This window comes from Piscibacillus salipiscarius (assembly GCF_042685285.1).
GTDB classification, from domain to species: Bacteria; Bacillota; Bacilli; order Bacillales; family Alkalibacillaceae; genus Piscibacillus; species Piscibacillus salipiscarius.
Genome location: NZ_JBHUMZ010000051.1, coordinates 51,147 through 73,021, shown reverse-complemented (window position 1 = coordinate 73,021; position 21,875 = coordinate 51,147). Strand labels below are relative to the sequence as shown.

General features: G+C 40.0%; 25 protein-coding genes and 1 other annotated feature. All 25 genes read left to right on the top strand.

Going from position 1 to position 21,875, the window contains the following annotated elements; translation table 11 throughout:
• The first annotated feature begins 160 nt into the window (after positions 1-160).
• Positions 161-853: a 50S ribosomal protein L1 gene (gene rplA / locus ACFSW4_RS14850; protein WP_377330237.1), complete on the top strand. Its 693-nt coding sequence runs from the start codon at positions 161-163 to the stop codon at positions 851-853.
• Between the two features lie 52 nt (positions 854-905).
• Positions 906-1,059: a sequence feature (ribosomal protein L10 leader region), on the top strand.
• A gap of 47 nt (positions 1,060-1,106) precedes the next feature.
• Positions 1,107-1,607, top strand: a complete 501-nt coding sequence (gene rplJ, locus ACFSW4_RS14845) for a 50S ribosomal protein L10 (RefSeq protein ID WP_377330235.1) — start codon at positions 1,107-1,109, stop codon at positions 1,605-1,607.
• A 48-nt stretch (positions 1,608-1,655) separates the two neighbouring features.
• Entirely contained in the window at positions 1,656-2,021 is a 366-nt protein-coding gene (gene rplL, locus ACFSW4_RS14840; protein WP_377330233.1) for a 50S ribosomal protein L7/L12, read from the top strand.
• Between the two features lie 98 nt (positions 2,022-2,119).
• Positions 2,120-2,740 (top strand): class I SAM-dependent methyltransferase, encoded by a 621-nt coding sequence (locus tag ACFSW4_RS14835; RefSeq protein ID WP_054753897.1) that lies wholly within the window; start codon positions 2,120-2,122, stop codon positions 2,738-2,740.
• A gap of 361 nt (positions 2,741-3,101) precedes the next feature.
• Positions 3,102-6,656, top strand: coding sequence for a DNA-directed RNA polymerase subunit beta (gene rpoB, locus ACFSW4_RS14830; protein WP_377330231.1), 3,555 nt, complete (start codon positions 3,102-3,104; stop codon positions 6,654-6,656).
• Positions 6,657-6,685: 29 nt separating this feature from the next.
• Positions 6,686-10,294 carry a DNA-directed RNA polymerase subunit beta' gene (gene rpoC, locus ACFSW4_RS14825; protein ID WP_377330229.1) on the top strand — a complete coding sequence of 1,203 codons (3,609 nt, stop codon included), beginning with the start codon at positions 6,686-6,688 and terminating at the stop codon, positions 10,292-10,294.
• A gap of 109 nt (positions 10,295-10,403) precedes the next feature.
• The gene (locus ACFSW4_RS14820; RefSeq protein WP_054753894.1) at positions 10,404-10,655 is read left to right on the top strand and encodes a 50S ribosomal protein L7ae-like protein; all 252 of its coding nucleotides are present in this window, start codon (positions 10,404-10,406) and stop codon (positions 10,653-10,655) included.
• 101 nt (positions 10,656-10,756) lie between these two features.
• Complete coding sequence (rpsL, locus tag ACFSW4_RS14815) at positions 10,757-11,170, top strand: 30S ribosomal protein S12 (RefSeq protein WP_377330227.1); 414 nt, start codon at positions 10,757-10,759, stop codon at positions 11,168-11,170.
• Between the two features lie 44 nt (positions 11,171-11,214).
• Positions 11,215-11,685 (top strand): 30S ribosomal protein S7, encoded by a 471-nt coding sequence (gene rpsG, locus ACFSW4_RS14810; protein WP_377330225.1) that lies wholly within the window; start codon positions 11,215-11,217, stop codon positions 11,683-11,685.
• 50 nt (positions 11,686-11,735) lie between these two features.
• Positions 11,736-13,814 carry an elongation factor G gene (fusA, locus tag ACFSW4_RS14805; protein WP_054753890.1) on the top strand — a complete coding sequence of 693 codons (2,079 nt, stop codon included), beginning with the start codon at positions 11,736-11,738 and terminating at the stop codon, positions 13,812-13,814.
• Positions 13,815-13,928: 114 nt separating this feature from the next.
• The gene (tuf, locus tag ACFSW4_RS14800; protein WP_377330223.1) at positions 13,929-15,119 is read left to right on the top strand and encodes an elongation factor Tu; all 1,191 of its coding nucleotides are present in this window, start codon (positions 13,929-13,931) and stop codon (positions 15,117-15,119) included.
• Between the two features lie 349 nt (positions 15,120-15,468).
• A complete protein-coding gene (gene rpsJ / locus ACFSW4_RS14795) occupies positions 15,469-15,777 on the top strand; it encodes a 30S ribosomal protein S10 (protein ID WP_054753888.1) in 309 nt (102 codons plus the stop codon).
• Positions 15,778-15,802: 25 nt separating this feature from the next.
• Positions 15,803-16,432 carry a 50S ribosomal protein L3 gene (gene rplC / locus ACFSW4_RS14790; protein WP_377330221.1) on the top strand — a complete coding sequence of 210 codons (630 nt, stop codon included), beginning with the start codon at positions 15,803-15,805 and terminating at the stop codon, positions 16,430-16,432.
• 25 nt (positions 16,433-16,457) lie between these two features.
• Positions 16,458-17,081 carry a 50S ribosomal protein L4 gene (gene rplD / locus ACFSW4_RS14785; protein ID WP_377330219.1) on the top strand — a complete coding sequence of 208 codons (624 nt, stop codon included), beginning with the start codon at positions 16,458-16,460 and terminating at the stop codon, positions 17,079-17,081.
• Positions 17,081-17,371, top strand: a complete 291-nt coding sequence (gene rplW, locus ACFSW4_RS14780; protein WP_054753885.1) for a 50S ribosomal protein L23 — start codon at positions 17,081-17,083, stop codon at positions 17,369-17,371. The genes rplD and rplW overlap by 1 nt, the downstream gene beginning before the upstream one ends.
• 39 nt (positions 17,372-17,410) lie before the next feature.
• Complete coding sequence (gene rplB, locus ACFSW4_RS14775; protein ID WP_054753883.1) at positions 17,411-18,244, top strand: 50S ribosomal protein L2; 834 nt, start codon at positions 17,411-17,413, stop codon at positions 18,242-18,244.
• Between the two features lie 57 nt (positions 18,245-18,301).
• Positions 18,302-18,580 (top strand): 30S ribosomal protein S19, encoded by a 279-nt coding sequence (rpsS, locus tag ACFSW4_RS14770; protein WP_054753881.1) that lies wholly within the window; start codon positions 18,302-18,304, stop codon positions 18,578-18,580.
• A gap of 19 nt (positions 18,581-18,599) precedes the next feature.
• A complete protein-coding gene (rplV, locus tag ACFSW4_RS14765; protein ID WP_054753879.1) occupies positions 18,600-18,944 on the top strand; it encodes a 50S ribosomal protein L22 in 345 nt (114 codons plus the stop codon).
• Positions 18,945-18,947: 3 nt separating this feature from the next.
• Positions 18,948-19,592 (top strand): 30S ribosomal protein S3, encoded by a 645-nt coding sequence (rpsC, locus tag ACFSW4_RS14760; RefSeq protein WP_054753877.1) that lies wholly within the window; start codon positions 18,948-18,950, stop codon positions 19,590-19,592.
• Between the two features lie 18 nt (positions 19,593-19,610).
• Positions 19,611-20,045, top strand: a complete 435-nt coding sequence (rplP, locus tag ACFSW4_RS14755) for a 50S ribosomal protein L16 (RefSeq protein ID WP_054753875.1) — start codon at positions 19,611-19,613, stop codon at positions 20,043-20,045.
• Positions 20,035-20,238, top strand: coding sequence for a 50S ribosomal protein L29 (rpmC, locus tag ACFSW4_RS14750; RefSeq protein WP_091773726.1), 204 nt, complete (start codon positions 20,035-20,037; stop codon positions 20,236-20,238). The genes rplP and rpmC overlap by 11 nt, the downstream gene beginning before the upstream one ends.
• Positions 20,239-20,258: 20 nt before the next feature.
• Positions 20,259-20,522 carry a 30S ribosomal protein S17 gene (rpsQ, locus tag ACFSW4_RS14745; protein WP_054753873.1) on the top strand — a complete coding sequence of 88 codons (264 nt, stop codon included), beginning with the start codon at positions 20,259-20,261 and terminating at the stop codon, positions 20,520-20,522.
• Between the two features lie 38 nt (positions 20,523-20,560).
• Entirely contained in the window at positions 20,561-20,929 is a 369-nt protein-coding gene (rplN, locus tag ACFSW4_RS14740; RefSeq protein WP_054753871.1) for a 50S ribosomal protein L14, read from the top strand.
• Positions 20,930-20,988: 59 nt separating this feature from the next.
• Complete coding sequence (gene rplX / locus ACFSW4_RS14735; protein ID WP_054753869.1) at positions 20,989-21,300, top strand: 50S ribosomal protein L24; 312 nt, start codon at positions 20,989-20,991, stop codon at positions 21,298-21,300.
• Between the two features lie 26 nt (positions 21,301-21,326).
• Complete coding sequence (rplE, locus tag ACFSW4_RS14730; RefSeq protein WP_377330214.1) at positions 21,327-21,866, top strand: 50S ribosomal protein L5; 540 nt, start codon at positions 21,327-21,329, stop codon at positions 21,864-21,866.
• The last annotated feature ends 9 nt before the right edge of the window (positions 21,867-21,875 follow it).

Genomic DNA, 21,875 nt, shown 5'->3' with positions numbered 1-21,875 from the left:
CGTTCAAAGTAGAAATAGAGGCGAGCTCGTCGTAGTGATTGCAGCAAAACATCTTATTTGGATTGTAACTACGCCTCTGTCTTCGCCTAAAGGCTCGTGACATGCGAGTTTTCTTTAGTGGGAGGTCAAACCGTTAAAACCACAATGAGGAGGATTTATCATGCCAAAGAAAGGTAAAAAGTATCAAGAAGCATTAAAGCTTGTTGACCGCAACAAAGCTTATAATGCTAATGAAGCTATTGAACTAGTGAAAAAAGCTTCAACAGCAAACTTTGATGAAACAGTAGAAGCTGCTTTTCGTTTAGGTGTAGACCCTAAGAAAGCAGACCAACAAATCCGTGGAGCGATGGTTTTACCACACGGTACAGGTAAAACTCAACGCGTTTTAGTATTCGCTAAAGGTGAAAAAGCTAAAGAAGCGGAAGCAGCTGGTGCAGATTATGTTGGAGATGAAGAGTACATCAACAAAATCAACCAAGGATGGTTTGAATTTGATGTTGTTGTAGCCACTCCAGATATGATGGCGCAAGTTGGTAAATTAGGTCGTGTATTAGGACCAAAAGGTTTAATGCCGAACCCTAAAACAGGAACAGTTACTTTCGAGATTGAAAAAGCTGTTCAAGACATCAAAGCAGGTAAAGTTGAGTATCGTGTAGATAAAGCTGGAAACATTCATGTACCTATCGGTAAAGTTTCTTTCGATGATCAAAAGTTAGTTGAAAACTTTGATGCTTTAACTGAAACCATTGTAAAAGCTAAACCACAATCATCTAAAGGAACTTATATGAAAAACGTTTCTGTGGCTTCAACTATGGGACCTGGCGTTAAAGTAGACGTTTCATCTTATCTATAATAATTAGTTGACAAACTTTTAAAAGTTATATATAATTGCGTTTGTTGAAAATTAAATGAATGACGTTATACCGTAGACAGTAGGAGCAGATATATCTGCTTAAAAGAATTCCTGCCGAGGTGTGCTAGATTGAAATGATGCGTACAAGTGTGTACGATTATGATATTGATGCCTCCATGTCTACATGGAGGTATTTTTTTGAGCGAAAACACCGCACGGTATGATCGGAAACCAACGACTAGGAGGTGGAACGATGAGCAATGTACTTGAACTGAAAAAACAGCAAGTCGATCAAATTGCAGAAAAACTACAAAACAGCAAAACTACAGTTCTTGTTGACTATCGCGGTTTAGATGTTGAAGAAGTGACTGAACTTCGTAAACAACTACGTGAAGCAGGTGTTGACTTTAAAGTTTACAAAAACACAATGACTCGCTTCGCAACTGAAAAAGCAGGTTTTGAAGGTCTTAACGAATTACTAGTAGGCCCAACAGCTATTGCAACTTGCGAGGAAGATGCAGTTGCTCCAGCGAAGGTTATAGGACAATTCGCTAAGGAACACGAAGCCCTAGAAATTAAGGGTGGCGTTATTGAAGGTCAGGTAGCAACACTTGATCAAATCAAGGAACTTGCAGAACTACCTTCATACGAAGGACTTGTATCTATGTTACTCAGCGTACTACAAGCACCAGTTCGCGACTTCGCTTATGTTACCAAAGCAGTTGCAGAACAAAAAGAAGAAGAAGGCGCTTAAGGCGTCATAGTCGGATAAAAACAAAAATACTTTAAGGAGGAACTTATCATGACTAAAGAGCAAATTATTGATGCTATTAAAGAAATGTCAGTATTAGAATTAAATGACTTAGTAAAAGCTATTGAGGAAGAGTTTGGCGTAACAGCTGCTGCACCAGTTGCGGCTGCGGGTGCTGCTGCAGGTGGCGAAGCTGCTGAAGAGAAAACTGAATTCGACGTTGTACTTGAAGAAGCAGGTGCATCTAAGATTAAAGTTGTTAAAGCAGTACGTGAAATCACTGGTCTTGGCCTAAAAGACGCTAAAGAGCTAGTAGATGGCGCTCCTGGAACAATTAAAGAAGCAGTAGCTAAAGAAGAAGCTGAAGAAATGAAAGCTAAGCTTGAAGAAGTTGGCGCTAAAATCGAATTAAAATAGTATCACATTCATAAAGCTCGCTGTTCCATTCAGCGAGCTTATGTTTATTTAAACCTTATTTTCTATAGTGGTCTTTACACTGTAAAGAGGTGGCATTTATGAACGATCATTATTATTCAAAAAATCCTACAAGTAAAAGAAACCCTTCACAATTCCAAGCAACTCTTAGTTCCATCACATTAAACTTCCTTACAGACGAAGGTGTATTCTCCAAAAAGCAAGTTGATTTTGGTACAAAAACATTAATTGAGCATGTAGATTTAAAAGGGAACCAAGGCTCTATTCTTGATTTGGGTTGTGGTTACGGACCAATTGGGATCACATTGGCAAAGCGTTACCCTAATCGACGAGTTGTCATGGTTGATATAAATGAAAGAGCTGTTGAGTTAGCCAAAAAGAATTGTGAAATAAATGATGTAAAACAAGCTGAAGTATTGCAAAGTGACGGGATTGAAGCAGTTGCTAATCAAACCTTTGGGGCAGTCATTACAAATCCACCGTTTCGTGCAGGTAAGAAAGTTGTTCATCAAATGATGGATGACAGTTATAACCTCTTAGAAAATGAAGGGGAATTATGGGTGGTCGTACAGAAAAAACAAGGTGCTCCATCATTAAAAGACAAAATCGAGACATTGTTTGGAAATGTTGAGGTAGTCGTTAAGAATAAAGGGTATTATATATTGCGTGCCATAAGATTTGACTCGGATATACCCGTGTGATAATATTAAAAAATGCCAATATATACGTTTGTTTGTCAAGGATTTTTTATAAAAAGAAATCAAATAGTAAACAAAACGTATATTTTCGATACTTTTGACCGATAAATGTATAGAGTCTTAATTTTACTATTAAATGGGGTATTCATTCTGGAAAAAGTAAAGATGAACAACTCATTATTAAAAATCATTATAACAAACATTCGTTTTTATGACGAATGTTAATATAAATAATGCTTGAAAAACTTTTAAGTGGATCAGGCAATGTTCGGCATGCCTTTTTGTCGGACCGTTTTTTGTTTGTCCTTAGTGAATCTTTTTCACTAAGTCTCTATTAAATCTGGTTGTTTGAGGGGTGAAGCAGTTGACAGGTCAACTAGTTCAATATGGTCGACACCGCCAACGTAGAAGTTATGCTAGGATTAGTGAAGTGCACGATCTGCCTAATCTAATCGAAATTCAAACCAAATCTTACGAGTGGTTTTTAAGAGACGGTTTGAAAGAAATGTTTGAAGACATTTCACCAATTGAGGATTTCACAGGAAACTTATCACTAGAGTTTGTGGATTATAGCTTAGGTGAACCAAAGTATCCTGTAGATGAAGCGAAGGAACGCGACGTGACGTATAACGCTCCTTTACGCGTTAAAGTCCGCCTCTTAAATAAAGAGACAGGTGAAGTGAAAGAACAAGAAGTCTTTATGGGTGACTTCCCATTAATGACAGATACCGGTACTTTCATTATTAATGGTGCCGAACGTGTTATCGTATCACAGCTTGTTCGTTCGCCAAGTGTTTATTTCAACGATAAAGTTGATAAGAATGGTAAAAGAGGTCATACTGCAACGGTTATACCGAACCGCGGCGCATGGCTAGAATTCGAGACGGATGCTAAAGATGTTGTTCACGTCAGAATTGACCGTACTCGTAAACTACCATTAACAGTGTTGCTAAGAGCATTAGGATTTAGCTCAGATGATGAAATTCTTGATCTTATTGGAGACAATGAGTTCTTACGCAATACATTAGAAAAAGATAATACCGAAGACAGCGAAAAAGCTTTAATTGAAATATATGAGCGTTTAAGACCGGGTGAACCCCCTACAGCTGACAATGCTCGTAGCTTATTATATTCACGTTTCTTTGATCCGAAACGTTACGACTTAGCTCGTGTTGGTCGTTACAAAATGAACAAGAAGCTTCATTTTAAGAACCGCTTATTAAATCAGACATTAGCTGAGACAATCGCGGACGAAGAAACAGGTGAAGTGATTGCAAGAAAAGGCGATAAGTTAAATCGCCGCCTATTAGATAAAATCATGCCTTATTTTGAAATGGAAGAGGATGCAGTTGGTGAGAAAATTCTAGAGCCGCAAGATGGGGTTTTAGAAGATCCGATTAAAATCCAATCCATAAAGATAGTAGACCCAACTGATCCTGAAGGGGAAAAAACACTTAATGTCATTAGCAATGGTAATGTAAGTGATCAGGTTAAGAACATTACTCCAGCTGATATTATAGCATCTATCAGTTATTTCTTTAACCTATTACACACGATTGGTAATACTGATGACATTGACCATTTAGGAAACCGTCGTTTACGTTCTGTTGGTGAGTTATTACAAAACCAATTCAGAATCGGTTTATCTCGAATGGAGCGTGTGGTTCGTGAACGTATGTCAATTCAAGACACAGATTCGATCACGCCACAACAATTAATCAACATTAGACCAGTAATTGCGTCTATTAAAGAGTTCTTTGGTAGCTCTCAGTTATCTCAGTTTATGTATCAAACAAATCCATTAGCTGAGTTAACTCACAAACGTCGTTTATCTGCATTAGGTCCTGGTGGTTTAACTCGTGAACGCGCAGGTTTTGAAGTGCGTGATGTTCACTATTCTCACTATGGACGTATGTGTCCAATTGAAACACCAGAAGGTCCAAACATCGGGTTAATTAACTCATTATCATCTTATGCAAAAGTAAATGAGTTCGGTTTTATTGAAACACCTTACCGCCGTGTTGACCCAGAGACTGGGAAAGTAACAGAGCACGTTGATTACTTAACTGCTGATGAAGAAGATAATTACATCGTTGCTCAGGCTAACGCTAAATTAAATGACGATGGTTCATTTGTAGATGAAGAAGTCATCGCTCGTTTCCGTGGTGAAAACACTGCTGTTCCACGTGAACAGATCGATTATATGGACGTATCACCTAAACAGGTTGTGTCTGCTGCAACAGCTTGTATTCCATTCTTAGAGAACGATGACTCAAACCGTGCTTTAATGGGTGCAAACATGCAGCGTCAGGCAGTACCTTTAATCAGGCCAGATGCTCCATACGTTGGAACTGGTATGGAATATGTATCAGGTAAAGACTCAGGCGCAGCCGTAGTTGCGAAACATGCAGGTATTGTTGAAAAGGTTGAAGCTAAAGAAATTCATATTAGACGAATTTCTGAAGTGGACGGAAAAGAAGTTGAAGGTGACCTTGATAAATATCGCCTTGCAAAATTTGTTCGTTCCAACCAAGGTACGTGTTACAACCAAACTCCAATCATCTCTAAAGGTGATCGTGTTTCTGAAGGTGAGATTCTTGCTGATGGTCCATCTATGGACAAAGGTGAGCTTGCCTTAGGTCAGAACGCGCTTGTAGCGTTTATGACATGGGATGGTTACAACTATGAGGATGCCGTCATCATGAGTGAACGTATGGTGAAAGATGATGTCTTCACTTCGATTCATATTGAAGACTTTGAAACGGAAGCTCGTGATACGAAATTAGGACCTGAAGAAATCACACGCGACATTCCTAATGTTGGTGAAGATGCACTTAAAAACTTAGATGAAAATGGAATTATACGAGTTGGTGCAGAAGTTACTGATGGTGATTTATTAGTTGGTAAAGTAACACCTAAAGGTATGACAGAGCTTTCAGCAGAAGAACGTCTATTACATGCGATCTTTGGTGAAAAAGCTCGTGAAGTAAGAGATACATCATTAAGAGTACCTCACGGCGGCGGGGGCATCGTATTAGATGTTAAAACCTTTAACCGTGAAGATGGTGATGAATTATCACCTGGTGTTAATAAATTAGTACGTGTTTACATCGTACAGAAGCGTAAAATTTCCGAAGGGGATAAAATGGCTGGTCGTCACGGTAACAAAGGTGTTATCTCAAGAATTTTACCTGAAGAAGATATGCCTTACTTACCAGATGGAACGCCAGTTGATGTCATGTTAAACCCGCTCGGTGTACCTTCGCGTATGAACATTGGTCAGGTATTGGAATTACACCTAGGTATGGCAGCAAGAGAAATGGGAATCCGTGTTGCTTCTCCAGTTTTTGATGGGGCAACAGAAGAAGATGTTTGGGAAACTGTTCTTGAAGCTGGCTTAGCTAGAGATGGTAAGACAGTACTATACGATGGTCGTACAGGTAGTGCATTTGATAATCGTGTGTCTGTTGGTGTTATGTATATGATCAAACTAGAACACATGGTTGATGATAAATTACACGCACGTTCTACAGGACCATACTCACTTGTTACACAGCAACCACTTGGTGGTAAAGCGCAATTTGGTGGTCAGCGTTTTGGTGAGATGGAAGTTTGGGCACTTGAAGCATATGGTGCAGCTTATACGTTACAAGAAATCTTAACGGTTAAATCAGATGATGTTGTAGGCCGTGTGAAAACGTATGAAGCGATCGTTAAAGGTGAAAACCTGCCTGAACCAGGTGTTCCAGAATCGTTCCGAGTACTTATTAAGGAACTTCAAAGTCTTGGTATGGACGTTAAAATGTTGACTTCTGAACGTGATGAAATCGATATGCGCGATTTAGAAGATGAAGATCAATCTGAAGAATTAAATGTTTCGATGGAATCAACAGAAGATCAAAATGTAAGTGAGAAATAACGGTTAAAAATATAAGGGAGGTAGGCTCCTTGATCGATGTAAACAGATTTGAGTTTATGAAAATAGGATTAGCTTCACCTGATAAGATTCGTTCTTGGTCATTTGGTGAGGTTAAAAAGCCAGAAACCATTAACTATCGTACGTTAAAGCCTGAAAAAGATGGTTTATTCTGTGAACGTATTTTTGGACCTACAAAAGATTGGGAATGTCACTGCGGTAAGTATAAACGTGTCCGTTATAAGGGAGTCGTTTGTGACCGTTGTGGTGTTGAGGTTACGAAGGCAAAAGTACGCCGTGAGCGCATGGGGCACATTGAACTTGCTGCCCCTGTCTCACACATTTGGTATTTCAAAGGCATCCCTAGCCGAATGGGCTTAGTATTAGATTTATCACCTAGAGCTTTAGAAGAAGTTATTTATTTTGCTTCTTATATCGTGACGGATCCAGGTGATACGCCTTTAGAGAAAAAGCAACTATTAACGGAAAAAGAATTCCGTGCTTATTACGAGAAGTACGGAAATACGTTTAAGGCTCAAATGGGTGCTGAAGCAATCCGTAAGTTACTACAAGACGTTGATTTAGACCGTGAAGTTCAGGAGCTAAAAGAAGAGCTAAAAACAGCTCAAGGCCAGCGTCGTACAAGAGCTATTAAACGCCTTGAAGTATTAGAGTCATTCCGTAATTCAGGTAACAACCCTGATTGGATGATTATGGATGTACTTCCGATTATTCCACCTGAGTTAAGACCAATGGTGCAACTTGATGGTGGACGTTTTGCGACTTCAGACTTAAATGATTTATATCGCCGTGTGATCAATCGTAATAATCGTTTGAAGCGTCTGTTAGATTTAGGTGCGCCAACGATTATTGTGCAGAATGAGAAGCGTATGTTACAAGAGTCTGTTGATGCTTTAATTGATAATGGTAGACGTGGCCGCCCTGTTACAGGACCGGGTAACCGCCCATTAAAATCACTTTCTCACATGCTTAAAGGTAAGCAAGGGCGTTTCCGTCAGAACTTACTTGGTAAGCGTGTTGATTATTCAGGTCGTTCTGTAATCGTTGTAGGACCTAACTTAAAAATGTATCAGTGCGGATTACCAAAAGAGATGGCAATTGAATTATTTAAACCATTTGTCATGCGTGAATTAGTAAACCGTGGCTTAGCTCATAATATTAAGTCGGCCAAGCGAAGCATTGAACGCTTGCGTCCAGAGATTTGGGACGTATTAGAAGATGTGATTAAAGAGCATCCGGTACTACTGAACCGTGCACCAACCCTTCACCGTCTTGGTATTCAAGCATTTGAACCAACGCTTGTTGAAGGTCGTGCAATCCGCCTGCACCCATTAGTATGTACAGCATATAACGCTGACTTTGATGGTGACCAAATGGCAGTTCACGTCCCGCTTTCACCAGAAGCTCAAGCTGAAGCTCGCATTTTAATGTTAGCGGCTCAAAATATCCTAAACCCTAAAGATGGTAAACCAGTTGTTACACCATCACAGGATATGGTTTTAGGTAACTATTATTTAACTCTTGAGCGTGAGAACGCACTTGGTGAAGGCTCAATTTATTCCTCGTATGAGGAAGCGATTTTAGCTTACGATAATGGCTATGTACACTTACACAGTCGTATTGGAATAAAAGCTAGTTCGCTAGGTAATCCTCATTTTACTGAGGAACAAAATGAGAAAATCCTTGTTACAACGATTGGTAAGTTAATCTTTAATGATATGCTACCGAATTCGTTCCCTTATATGAACGAACCAACATCATTCAACTTAGAAGAGCATACACCTGATGTGCACTTTGTTGATGTGACAACTAACCTTAAAGAGGAAGTGCCTAATCGAGAGTTAATCAAGCCATTTAAGAAAGGAATTTTAGGAGATATTATCGCAGAAGTGTTTAAACACTATAAGATCTCTGAGACTTCTAAGATGCTTGATAAGATGAAAGACTTAGGTTTTAAATATTCTACTAAAGCTGGTATTACAATCGGTGTATCTGACATTGTTGTTCTATCTGAAAAGCAACAATTCTTAGATTCTGCTCAAGCTAAAATAGATAAAGTTATGAAGCAATTCCGTCGTGGTTTAATTACCGAAGAAGAACGTTACGATCGTGTTATTGCTATTTGGACAGAAGCTAAGGATCGAATTCAAGAGAAACTAATGGTTTCATTAGACGCATTAAACCCAATCTTCATGATGAGTGACTCAGGAGCTCGTGGTAACGCATCTAACTTCACACAGTTAGCTGGTATGCGTGGTCTAATGGCAAACCCATCAGGTAAAATCATTGAGTTACCGATCAAGTCAAGCTTCCGTGAAGGTTTAACGGTATTAGAATACTTTATTTCAACACACGGTGCTCGTAAAGGTCTTGCGGATACAGCGCTTAAGACTGCAGACTCAGGTTACTTAACTCGTCGTCTAGTTGATGTAGCGCAAGATGTCATTATACGTGAGCATGATTGTGGTACGGACCGCGGAATGACAGTTAGTGCATTAACTGAAGGTAATGAAACGATTGTTCCTCTATACGATCGTTTAGTAGGACGTACGGCGTTTAGAAAAGTACGCCATCCTGAAACTGGTGATGTCATTATTGATCGCAACGAATTAATTACTGAGGACACTGCAAAAGCGATTGAAGATGCAGGCGTTGAATCAGTTGTTATTCGTTCCGTCTTTACTTGTAACACTCATCACGGTGCTTGTGTTAAATGTTATGGACGTAATATGGCAACGGGTGACCGCGTTGAATCAGGCGAAGCTGTTGGTATCATTGCTGCGCAGTCAATCGGTGAGCCAGGCACCCAGTTAACCATGCGTACATTCCACACTGGTGGTGTTGCTGGAGACGATATTACACAAGGTTTACCGCGTATCCAAGAGATCTTCGAAGCGCGTAACCCTAAAGGTCAGGCAGTTATCAGTGAAATAGATGGTACTGTTCTAGAAATTAATGATGTAAAAGACAAGAAAGAAGTTGTCGTTCAAGGTGAAGTTGAAAACCGTAACTATACAACACCATACAATGCACGCATGAAAGTTGAAGTTGGAGATGAAGTTATTGCAGGTCAGGCGCTAACTGAAGGTTCGATTGACCCGAAAGAACTCATCAAAGCTCAAGGCTTACAAGGTGTAGAAGAGTACTTATTAAAAGAAGTACAAAAAGTTTACCGCATGCAAGGTGTTGAAATCAGTGATAAACACATCGAAGTTATGGTTCGTCAGATGTTAAATAAAGTACGTGTCATTGAATCAGGTGACACAGACGTTATCCCTGGATCATTACTCGATGTTAACCAGTTTAGAGAAGCTAACCGCCAAGTTCTAAAAGAAGGTAAGCAACCAGCTATTGCGAAGCCTATTATTCTTGGTATTACGAAAGCTTCACTTGAAACAGATTCATTCTTATCTGCTGCATCATTCCAGGAGACCACAAGAGTCTTAACAGATGCTGCAATTAAAGGTAAGTATGATGATCTACTAGGACTTAAAGAGAACGTTATCATCGGTAAACTTGTCCCTGCAGGTACTGGTTTGGCGAAATATCGTAATCTAGAAGCCGATAAAGATGAAGTTGAAGTAGTAGAAGAAGTGGAAGAAATGACAACAGAAGCATAAAAGGTTGAAGCACCTTGAATTGATTTATAATTTTTATTGACAATAAATTAGGTCAATGATAATATATTCAAGGTGCTTCATATAACCTGTTTACTTTGGAGGATGTAGAATGTCTTATGAAAAAGTAGCACAGGCTAAATCTAGTTTAATTATTGGAGCTAAACAAGTGCTAAAATCCATGAAGCATGGAAAGGTACTTGAAGTCGTTGTGGCTGAAAATGCCGAACGACGTATAACGGATAAAGTATTGAAAGCAGCCAATGATTACGATGTTCCAATAACGTTTGTTGCGTCGATGAGAAAATTGGGCGAAGCGAGCGGGATCGATGTCGGTGCAGCTGCTGTGGCAATTAAAAAATAAACTTTCTACACACAGGTGTATGAAGTTTGTTTTTTTGCCCAATTATGAACCACCTGGATGTGTGGGATTAGAAATGCTTATTAAAGAAGGGAGGATATAACATGCCAACTATTAACCAATTAGTTCGTAAAGGCCGTAAAACAAGATCTAAAAAGTCTGACTCACCAGCACTTAACAAAGGATTTAACTCTTATAAGAAGAAGTTTACTGATAATCCGGCTCCTCAAAAACGTGGAGTGTGCACGCGTGTAGCGACTATGACACCGAAAAAACCGAACTCAGCATTACGTAAATATGCACGTGTTCGTTTATCGAACCAAATTGAGGTTACAGCATACATTCCTGGTATCGGCCACAACCTACAAGAGCACAGTGTTGTTCTAATTCGTGGTGGACGTGTAAAAGACTTACCAGGTGTTCGTTACCACATCGTTCGTGGTGCGTTAGATACTGCTGGTGTTGAAGGCCGTATGCAAAGTCGTTCTAAATACGGTGCTAAAAAGCCTAAAAAATAATCGGTTTTTAAGATATAGATCATCAAGGAAAGGAGGAACTCTACATGCCACGTAAAGGATCAGTTCCTAAAAGAGACGTATTACCAGATCCAATTTATAACTCTAAACTAGTAACACGTTTAATCAACCAAATCATGGTTGACGGTAAAAAAGGTGTTGCACAAAAAATCCTATACAATGCGTTTGATTTAGTACAAGAACGTAGTGGTCAAAACGCTATGGATGTTTTTGAAGAAGCAATGAAAAATGTTATGCCTGTATTGGAAGTACGCGCTAGACGTGTTGGTGGTTCAAACTACCAAGTACCAGTTGAGGTACGTCCAGAACGTCGTCAAGCACTAGGTTTACGCTTCATTGTTAACTACGCAAGATTACGCGGAGAGAAAACAATGGAAGAGCGTTTAGCTAATGAAATTTTAGATGCATCAAATAATACAGGTGCTGCGGTAAAACGCCGTGAAGAAATGCACAAAATGGCAGAAGCGAACAAAGCGTTTGCTCACTATCGTTGGTAATATTATATTTATAATACAATCTAGCTCTAATACAGGAAGGAGAAATGAATATGCCTAGAGAGTTCTCCTTAGACAGGTATCGTAATATCGGGATCATGGCTCACATTGATGCCGGTAAAACAACAGCTACTGAACGTATTCTTTTCTATACAGGACGCATTCATAAGCTGGGAGAAACTCACGAAGGGGCTTCCCAAATGGACTGGATGGAGCAGGAGCAGGAGCGTGGAATCACGATTACCTCTGCTGCTACAACAGCCCAGTGGAAGGACCATCGTATTAACATCATCGATACACCTGGACACGTAGACTTCACAGTTGAAGTTGAACGTTCACTTCGTGTACTTGATGGTTCAGTTGCGTTATTAGACGCACAATCAGGTGTTGAGCCACAAACGGAAACGGTTTGGCGCCAAGCTACAACATACGGTGTACCACGTGTTGTATTCATCAACAAAATGGATAAAGTCGGTGCAGATTTCTTATACTCTGTAAGTACTTTAGAAGATCGCTTAGGTGCGAATGCGCATCCTATCCAGTTACCAATTGGTGCTGAGGATCAGTTCGAAGGAATCATTGATTTAGTAGAAATGAAAGCTTATTTCTATGAAGATGACCTTGGAACTCGCGCTAAAGCGACAGATATTCCTGATGAGTACAAAGATCAAGCAGAAGAATACCGCGGACGTCTAGTCGAAGCGATTGCTGAGCTTGATGAAGATTTAATGATGAAATATCTTGAAGGTGAAGAATTCTCTGTTGATGAATTAAAAGCAGCAATTCGTAAAGCGACTTGTGATGTAGAATTCTACCCTGTAATGTGTGGTTCTGCCTTCAAAAACAAAGGTGTTCAGTTATTACTAGATGCAGTAATTGACTATCTTCCATCACCATTAGACGTACCTCCAATTGAAGGTATCGTACCTGGTACAGATGAAGAAGTTGTTCGTAAGTCTGATGACAACGAACCATTCTCTGCATTAGCATTCAAAGTTATGACAGACCCTTATGTTGGTAAATTAACATTCTTCCGTGTTTACTCGGGTACTTTAAGCAGTGGTTCTTATGTTAAGAACGCTTCTAAAGATAAGCGTGAGCGTGTAGGTCGTATCCTACAAATGCACGCAAACCACCGTGAAGAAGTAGACATGGTTTACGCTGGCGATATTGCTGGTGGTGTTGGTTTGAAAGATACTGCAACAGGTGACACTCTATGTGAGGAAAAGAATTTAGTTATTCTTGAATCTATGGAATTTCCTGATCCAGTTATTGCGGTTGCTATTGAACCAAGATCTAAATCAGACCAAGATAAAATGGGTATCGCTTTAGGTAAACTAGCTGAGGAAGACCCTACTTTCCGTACTGAAACAAACGAAGAGACAGGCCAAACAATTATTCATGGTATGGGTGAACTTCACCTAGACATCATTGTTGACCGTCTAAAACGTGAGTTTAAAGTTGACGCAAATGTAGGTGCTCCGCAGGTTGCTTACCGTGAAACTTTCCGTGGTTCTGCGGAAGTTGAAGGTAAATTCGTACGTCAGTCTGGTGGTCGTGGACAATACGGTCACGTTTGGGTTAAATTTGAACCAAACGAAGAAGGTGCTGGCTTCGAATTCGTAAACAAAATCGTTGGTGGTGTTGTACCGAAAGAATATATCCCATCAGTTCAAGCTGGTATTGAGGATTCAATGGAAAATGGGGTACTTGCAGGTTATCCACTAATCGATGTTAAAGCTACTTTATATGATGGTTCATACCACGATGTAGACTCGAACGAGACTGCGTTTAAAGTAGCTGCATCTATGGCTCTTAAAGAAGCTAAAAACAAATGTAACCCTGTTTTACTAGAACCAATGATGAAAGTAGAAATCGTTGTTCCTGAAGAATACATGGGTGACATTATGGGTGACGTAACTTCTCGCCGTGGACGTGTAGAAGGTATGGGTTCACGCGGTAATGCATCAGTTGTTAATGCATTCGTGCCACTTTCTGAAATGTTCGGTTATGCAACTGCATTACGTTCGAACACTCAAGGTCGTGGAACTTATACTATGCACTTCAGCCATTACGAGGAAGTTCCTAAGAGCATCTCAGAAGAAATCATCAAGAAAAATAGTGGTCAATAAATCACTATTTTAAAAAACACAATAAGAATTATTGTAAACAGTAATCTCCTAATGCTATATTAGGAGATGACTGAAACATATAAAACTTAATTCAATTTTAAGGAGGAAATATAAATGTCAAAAGAAAAATTTGACCGTTCCAAATCACACGTTAACATTGGTACTATCGGACACGTTGACCATGGTAAAACAACTTTAACTGCAGCAATCACAACTGTATTACACCAAAAATCAGGTAAAGGTACTGCAATGGCTTATGACCAAATCGACGGTGCTCCTGAAGAAAAAGAGCGTGGAATCACAATTTCTACAGCTCACGTTGAGTATGAAACTGAAAACCGTCACTATGCTCACGTTGACTGCCCAGGACACGCTGACTATGTTAAAAACATGATCACTGGTGCAGCACAAATGGACGGCGCGATCTTAGTTGTATCTGCAGCTGATGGTCCAATGCCACAAACTCGTGAGCACATCCTACTTTCTCGTCAGGTTGGTGTACCTGCCATCGTTGTATTCTTAAACAAATGTGACATGGTAGACGACGAAGAGCTACTAGAACTAGTTGAAATGGAAGTACGTGACTTACTATCTGAATACGACTTCCCTGGTGACGATGTACCAGTAGTTAAAGGTTCTGCTCTAATGGCTCTTGAAGGCGAAGAGCAATACGTTAACGCGATCTATGAATTAATGGATGCTGTTGACGAGTATATCCCAACTCCAGACCGTGACACTGATAAACCATTCATGATGCCAGTTGAGGACGTATTCTCAATCACTGGCCGTGGTACAGTTGCTACTGGCCGTGTTGAACGTGGTCAAGTATCAGTTGGTGACGAAGTTGAAATCGTTGGTCTTGCTGAAGACGCAAGCAAAACTACTGTAACTGGTGTTGAAATGTTCCGTAAGCTTCTTGACTATGCTGAAGCTGGTGACAACATTGGTGCACTATTACGTGGTGTTTCTCGTGAAGAAATCAAACGTGGTCAAGTACTAGCTAAGCCTGGTTCGATCACTCCACACACTAAATTTAAAGCAGAAGTTTATGTTCTATCTAAAGAAGAAGGTGGACGTCATACTCCATTCTTCACAAACTATCGTCCGCAGTTCTACTTCCGTACAACTGACGTAACTGGTGTAATCCAGCTACCAGAAGGAGTAGAAATGGTAATGCCTGGCGATAACGTTGAAATGGACGTTGAGCTAATCACAACAGTTGCGATTGAAGAAGGTACTAAATTCTCAATCCGTGAAGGTGGCCGTACAGTAGGCGCTGGCGTTGTTTCAACTATCACTGAATAATAACAGTTAATTCAAAAGACTACCGATCTATTCGGTAGTCTTTTTTGTTTTTAATTAAACTAAAAAAGAGTAAATTTACTAGGCTATTATCATAATTTTTCTGAATATTACCCTATTGGTTGAAAGAGGCGCTAAACCTTAGTATAATAACTAAGGTGATTGCAAAGAAACTTATTGAAATTCCTTGCTAATAGCGGGTTTATTCTGTATAATGTTTAATGTTGCAGTCATATCAAAGGCGATGAAGTGGAAGGTTGCTGACACACCCGGCCCCTTTGCCATGGCGAGTGTGGAGGAAATTTTCACGGAGTATGTCTGTTGAAAAGATAGACGAAAAGGAGGGAAAGTAATGGCAAAAGAGAAAATCCGTATCCGCTTAAAAGCTTATGATCACCGTGTGCTTGATCAATCAGCGGAGAAAATCGTAGAAACGGCAAAACGTTCTGGAGCAGAGGTTTCTGGTCCGATCCCATTGCCAACTGAGCGCTCTGTTTACACAATCTTACGTGCAGTTCACAAGTATAAAGATGCTCGTGAACAATTTGAAATGCGCACACACAAACGTTTGATTGACATTCTGAGCCCAACGCCTCAAACAGTTGACTCATTAATGAGATTAGACTTACCATCTGGCGTTGATATTGAAATTAAACTATAAAACAATTTTTTAGGAGGTGTAACGGATGGCGAAAGGAATCTTAGGACGCAAAATCGGAATGACTCAACTTTTCTCTGAAAACGGCGAACTAGTACCTGTAACAGTAATTCAAGCTGAAGGTAACGTAGTTCTTCAGAAGAAATCAGTTGAAAACGATGGCTATGAAGCTATTCAAGTAGGTTTTGCGGATCAAAAAGAATCGAATGCGAATAAACCGGCAAAAGGTCATGCAGAGAAGGCCAATACTAAGCCTAAGCGCTTCATTCGCGAAATCCGTAACGTAAATCTTGACGAATATGAAGTAGGTCAAGAGTTAAGTGTGGATGTTTTTGAAGCAGGAGAAAAAATCGACGTAACCGGAACTTCTAAAGGTAAAGGGTTCCAAGGTGCGATTAAACGACATAATCAACAACGTGGACCTATGACTCACGGTTCGCATTATCACCGTGCTCCAGGTGCGATGGGTGTTATTGACCCTATGCGCGTATTCAAAGGTAAAAAATTACCTGGGCAAATGGGTGGTCAAACTGTAACTATTCAAAACTTAGAAGTTGTAAAAGTAGATACAGAGAACAACTTGATTCTTGTAAAAGGTAATGTACCTGGTGCGAAGAAATCATATGTTGAAATTTCAAGTGCGGTTAAGGCTAACTAAATATTAAACGAAGGGAGGATATGTCATGCCTAAAGTAGCACTATACAATCAAGCTGGCTCTCAGGTAGGCGATCTTGAGCTTACTGATGGAGTTTTTGGTATTGAACCAAATGAAACGGTTTTAAAAGAAGCAGTTGTGATGCAACAAGCATCTCTACGTCAAGGTACTCACAAAGTGAAAGGTCGCTCTGAAGTATCTGGTGGTGGCCGTAAACCATGGCGCCAAAAAGGTACGGGTCGCGCTCGTCAAGGGTCTATCCGTTCTCCACAATGGGTTGGTGGTGGAACTGTATTTGGTCCAACACCGCGTAGCTACAGCTACAAAATGCCTAAAAAAGTACGTCGTTTAGCGCTTCGTTCTGCTTTATCTTCTAAAGTACAAAACGATGAAATTGTAGTTTTAGAAGACTTAAGCATTGAAGCACCTAAAACTAAAGAAGTTGTTCAATTACTAAACAGCTTTGATGTAAACGAAAAAGCTTTAATTGTTACTGCAGATAAAGATGAAAACATCGAGCGTTCTGCTAACAATCTACAAGGCGTGCATGTTCTAACAGTAGAACAAGTTAATGTATTAGATTTACTGAAGTATGACAAGCTGTTCATGACAAAAGAAGCAGCTGAAAAAGCAGGGGAGGTGCTTGCATAATGACAGAACCAAGAGATATCATTAAGCGCCCAATTATCACAGAACACTCTGCAGATTTAATGGCTGAAAATAAATATACGTTTGAAGTGGCTAACAAAGCTAATAAAACGGAAATTAAACATGCCGTTGAAACTATTTTCGGAGTTAAAGTTGATAAAGTTAACACAATCAACTTAAAAGGTAAGAAAAGACGTATGGGTCGTTACGAAGGTTATCGCCCAGATCGTAAAAAAGCTATTGTAACTCTAACGCCTGATAGTAAAGAACTAGATTTCTTTGAAGGTGTTTAAGTCGGATAAATCAACTATTTATTAAAGGAGGGAAAACAGATGGCGATTAAAAAGTATAAACCAACTAGTAACGGGCGTCGTAACATGTCAACTTTAACAAACGAAGAAATTACGACTAATAGCCCGGAAAAATCCCTACTTGCACCTGTCAAAAAACGTGCAGGACGTAATAACCAAGGGAAACTAACGGTTCGTCATCAAGGTGGAGGACACAAGCGCCAATACCGTATCATTGATTTCAAACGTGATAAAGATGGTATACCAGGACGCGTTGCTACGATCGAATATGATCCAAACCGTTCGGCTAACATTGCGTTAATCAACTATGCAGACGGTGAAAAACGCTATATCCTAGCACCTAAAGGCCTAAAAGTAGGTCAAGAAATTTTATCTGGTGAAGGTGCAGACATTAAAGCAGGTAACGCACTACCACTTAATAAAATGCCTGTAGGTACAACTGTTCACAATATCGAGTTAAAACCAGGACGCGGAGGACAGTTAGTTCGTTCAGCAGGTGCACAAGCACAAATCCTAGGTAAAGAAGAAAAATACGTATTAGTCCGATTAGCTTCTGGCGAAACACGTATGATTCTAGGTACTTGCCGTGCAACAATCGGTCAAGTTGGAAACATTGAACATGAACTTGTAAGAGTAGGTAAAGCAGGACGTACTCGTTGGAAAGGTGTTCGTCCAACAGTTCGTGGTTCTGTAATGAACCCAAGCGATCACCCACACGGTGGTGGTGAAGGTCGTGCTCCAATCGGTCTTCCATCTCCTATGTCACCATGGGGTAAACCTACGCTTGGACTTAAAACTCGTAAGCGTAATAAACAATCAGATAAGTTTATTGTACGTCGTCGTAAGAAGAAATAATTTTGATTCAGCTCAATCGTTAATGCGATTGGCGAAAAGACGGAAGGAGGTTTATTCATGGGTCGTAGTTTAAAAAAGGGACCTTTCGTGGATGATCACTTAATGAAAAAAGTTGAAACAATGAACGATGAAAAGAAGAAGTCCGTCATTAAAACATGGTCACGCCGTTCTACAATCTTCCCTAACTTTGTTGGAAACACGATTGCTGTATATGACGGCCGTAAACATGTACCCGTTTATATTACGGAAGACATGGTTGGACATAAATTAGGTGAGTTTGCTCCAACTCGTACGTTTAAAGGTCATTCCGGTGACGATAAGAAAACAAATCGCTAATTGAGAGGAGGTTAGCATGATGCAACAAGCTAAAGCAGTAGCTAAAACAGTTCGTATTGCTCCTCGTAAAGCTCGTTTAGTCATGGATTTAATTCGAGGAAAAGAAGTTGGCGAGGCTTTCGCAATTCTAGCTCACACAAACCGTGCGGCTTCACCAATCATTGAGAAGGTTTTAAAGTCAGCCGTTGCGAATGCTGAGCACAATTATGAACTAGATACGGATAATCTATATATCTCTGAAGCTTATGTAAATGAAGGCGTAACACTTAAACGTTTCCGCCCACGTGCACAAGGTCGCGCAAGCGCGATTAACAAACGTACTAGCCACATTACAGTTGTGGTATCAGAAAAGAAGGAGGGATAATCAGTGGGTCAAAAAATTAACCCTAAAGGTCTTCGTATTGGCGTAATTCGTGACTGGGAATCTAAATGGTACGCAGAAAAAGATTATGCTGATTTATTACACGAAGACATTCAGGTTCGTGAATATATTGAAGAACGTTTAAAAGATTCAGCAGTATCTTCTATTGAAATTGAACGTGCTGCAAATCGTATTAACATTTCTATCCACACAGCGAAACCAGGAATGGTAATTGGTAAAGGTGGATCTGAAGTAGAAGCACTACGTACAAAACTAAGTAACTTAACTGGTAAACGTGTTCATATCAACATCGTTGAGGTGAAAAAGCCAGAATTAGACTCAACTCTAGTAGCTGAAAACATTGCTCGACAACTTGAAAATCGCGTTTCTTTCCGTCGTGTACAGAAGCAAGCGATCCAACGTGCAATGCGTGCTGGAGCAAAAGGTATTAAAACGCAAGTATCTGGTCGTCTAGGCGGTGCAGATATTGCGCGTGCGGAACAATATAACGAAGGAACTGTACCACTTCACACATTACGTGCTGATATCGATTATGGTACGGCAGAAGCCGATACTACTTACGGTAAACTAGGTGTTAAAGTGTGGATTTATCGTGGAGAGGTCCTTCCAACTAAATCTGACAATAAATAAGGAAGGGGGATTCGCAGTATGCTAATGCCTAAACGTGTAAAATTTCGTAGACAACACCGCGCTAGCTTAAAAGGTCGCGCAAAAGGTGGCACACAAGTATCACATGGTGAATTTGGTCTTCAAGCACTTGAAGGAGCTTGGATTACAAGCCGTCAAATCGAGGCTGCTCGTATTGCAATGACTCGTTACATGAAACGTGGCGGTAAAGTTTGGATTAAAATCTTTCCAGACAAACCTAAAACTGCTAAACCTCTAGAAGTTCGTATGGGTTCCGGTAAAGGTTCTCCAGAAGGTTGGGTAGCAGTAGTAAAACCAGGAAAAATCTTATTCGAAGTAGCTGGAGTAAACGAAGAGGTGGCTCGTGAAGCATTACGCTTAGCGTCACACAAACTTCCAGTTAAAACGAAGTTCGTAAAACGTGAAGAAATTGGTGGTGATAGCAATGAAAGCTAACGAAATCAGAGAACTTACCACTGCCGAAATCGAACAAAAAATCAAATCTTTAAAAGAAGAACTGTTTAACTTACGCTTTCAACTAGCAACTGGTCAACTTGAAAACACGGTACGTATCCGTGAAGTTAGAAAATCAATTGCTCGTATGAAAACAGTTATTCGTGAAAGAGAAGTCGGCATTAATAATCGATAATTGAGAGGAGGTCTACCTCAATGAGTGAACGTAAAGATCGCAAAGTTTATACTGGACGCGTGATTTCTGACAAAATGGATAAAACCATTACGGTTCTAGTAGAAACTTATAAATTCCACCCGCTTTATGGTAAGCGTGTTAAGTACTCTAAAAAATTCAAAGCGCATGACGAAAACAATCAAGCTAAAAAAGGCGATATCGTTAGCATCATGGAAACTCGTCCATTATCAGCTACGAAACGCTTTCGTTTAGTTGAAATTGTTGAAGAAGCAGTTATTATATAATCGCTCGGTATTGATTCCGAAGGGAGGTAACAAATCCTATGATCCAACAAGAATCTCGTCTAAAAGTTGCTGATAACTCAGGTGCTCGTGAAGTTTCAACTATTAAAGTTCTAGGCGGTTCTGGACGTAAGACAGCTAACATTGGTGATGTAATTGTTTGCTCGGTTAAACAAGCAACACCAGGCGGCGTTGTCAAAAAAGGTGAAGTTGTTAGAGCTGTTATTGTACGTTCTAAGAGCGGTGTTCGCCGTAAAGACGGTTCTTATATCCGTTTTGACGAAAACGCAGCGGTTATTATCCGTGATGATAAAAGCCCGCGTGGAACTCGTATCTTCGGCCCTGTTGCACGTGAACTACGTGAAAGACAGTTTATGAAGATCGTTTCCTTAGCTCCAGAAGTACTATAATTAGTCGCTTATATAGATGTAATTAAGCAAACCATGCCTTGCAAGGAGGTGCACGATTCATGCATGTAAAGAAAGGCGATAAAGTCAAAGTTATTACTGGTAAAGATAAAGGTAAAGAAGGCACAATCTTAGAAGCCTATCCAAAGAAAGAACGCGTTTTGGTTGAAGGTGTTAATTACGTTAAGAAACACGCTAAGCCTTCACAAGAAAATCCACAGGGTGGAATCTTGAACCAAGAAGCGCCAATTCATGTTTCTAATGTTATGCCTATCGATCCTAAATCAGGTGAGCCTACTCGTGTCGGTTATGAAGAGCGCGACGGAAAGAAAGTCCGTATCGCTAAAAATTCAGGTGAACCTTTAGATAAATAGTAGTTGCGTGAAAGGAGGTCTATAAGATGAACGAACTAAAGAAAAAGTACAATGAAGAGATTGTTCCTAGCTTAGTTGAGAAATTTAACTATAGCTCTGTAATGCAAGCGCCAAAAGTTGAAAAAATCGTGGTCAACATGGGTGTTGGTGACGCTGTTCAAAACGCAAAAGCGCTTGAAAATGCTGTTGAAGAATTAACTCTAATTTCCGGTCAAAAACCAACTGTTACAAAGGCTAAAAAATCAATCGCTGGTTTCCGTCTACGTGAAGGTATGCCAATCGGAGCGAAAGTTACACTACGTGGTGAGCGTATGTACGATTTCCTACAAAAGTTAATCGCCGTTTCACTACCTCGTGTACGTGACTTCCGTGGTATCTCTTCTAGAGCGTTCGACGGTCGCGGTAACTATACTTTAGGTGTTAAAGAACAATTGATTTTCCCGGAAATTGATTACGATAAAGTGAGTAAAGTGCGCGGTATGGATATTGTTATTGTAACGACTGCAGATACTGATGAAGAGGCTCGTGAATTATTAGGTCAGTTCGGTATGCCTTTTAAACAGTAACTTACTGAA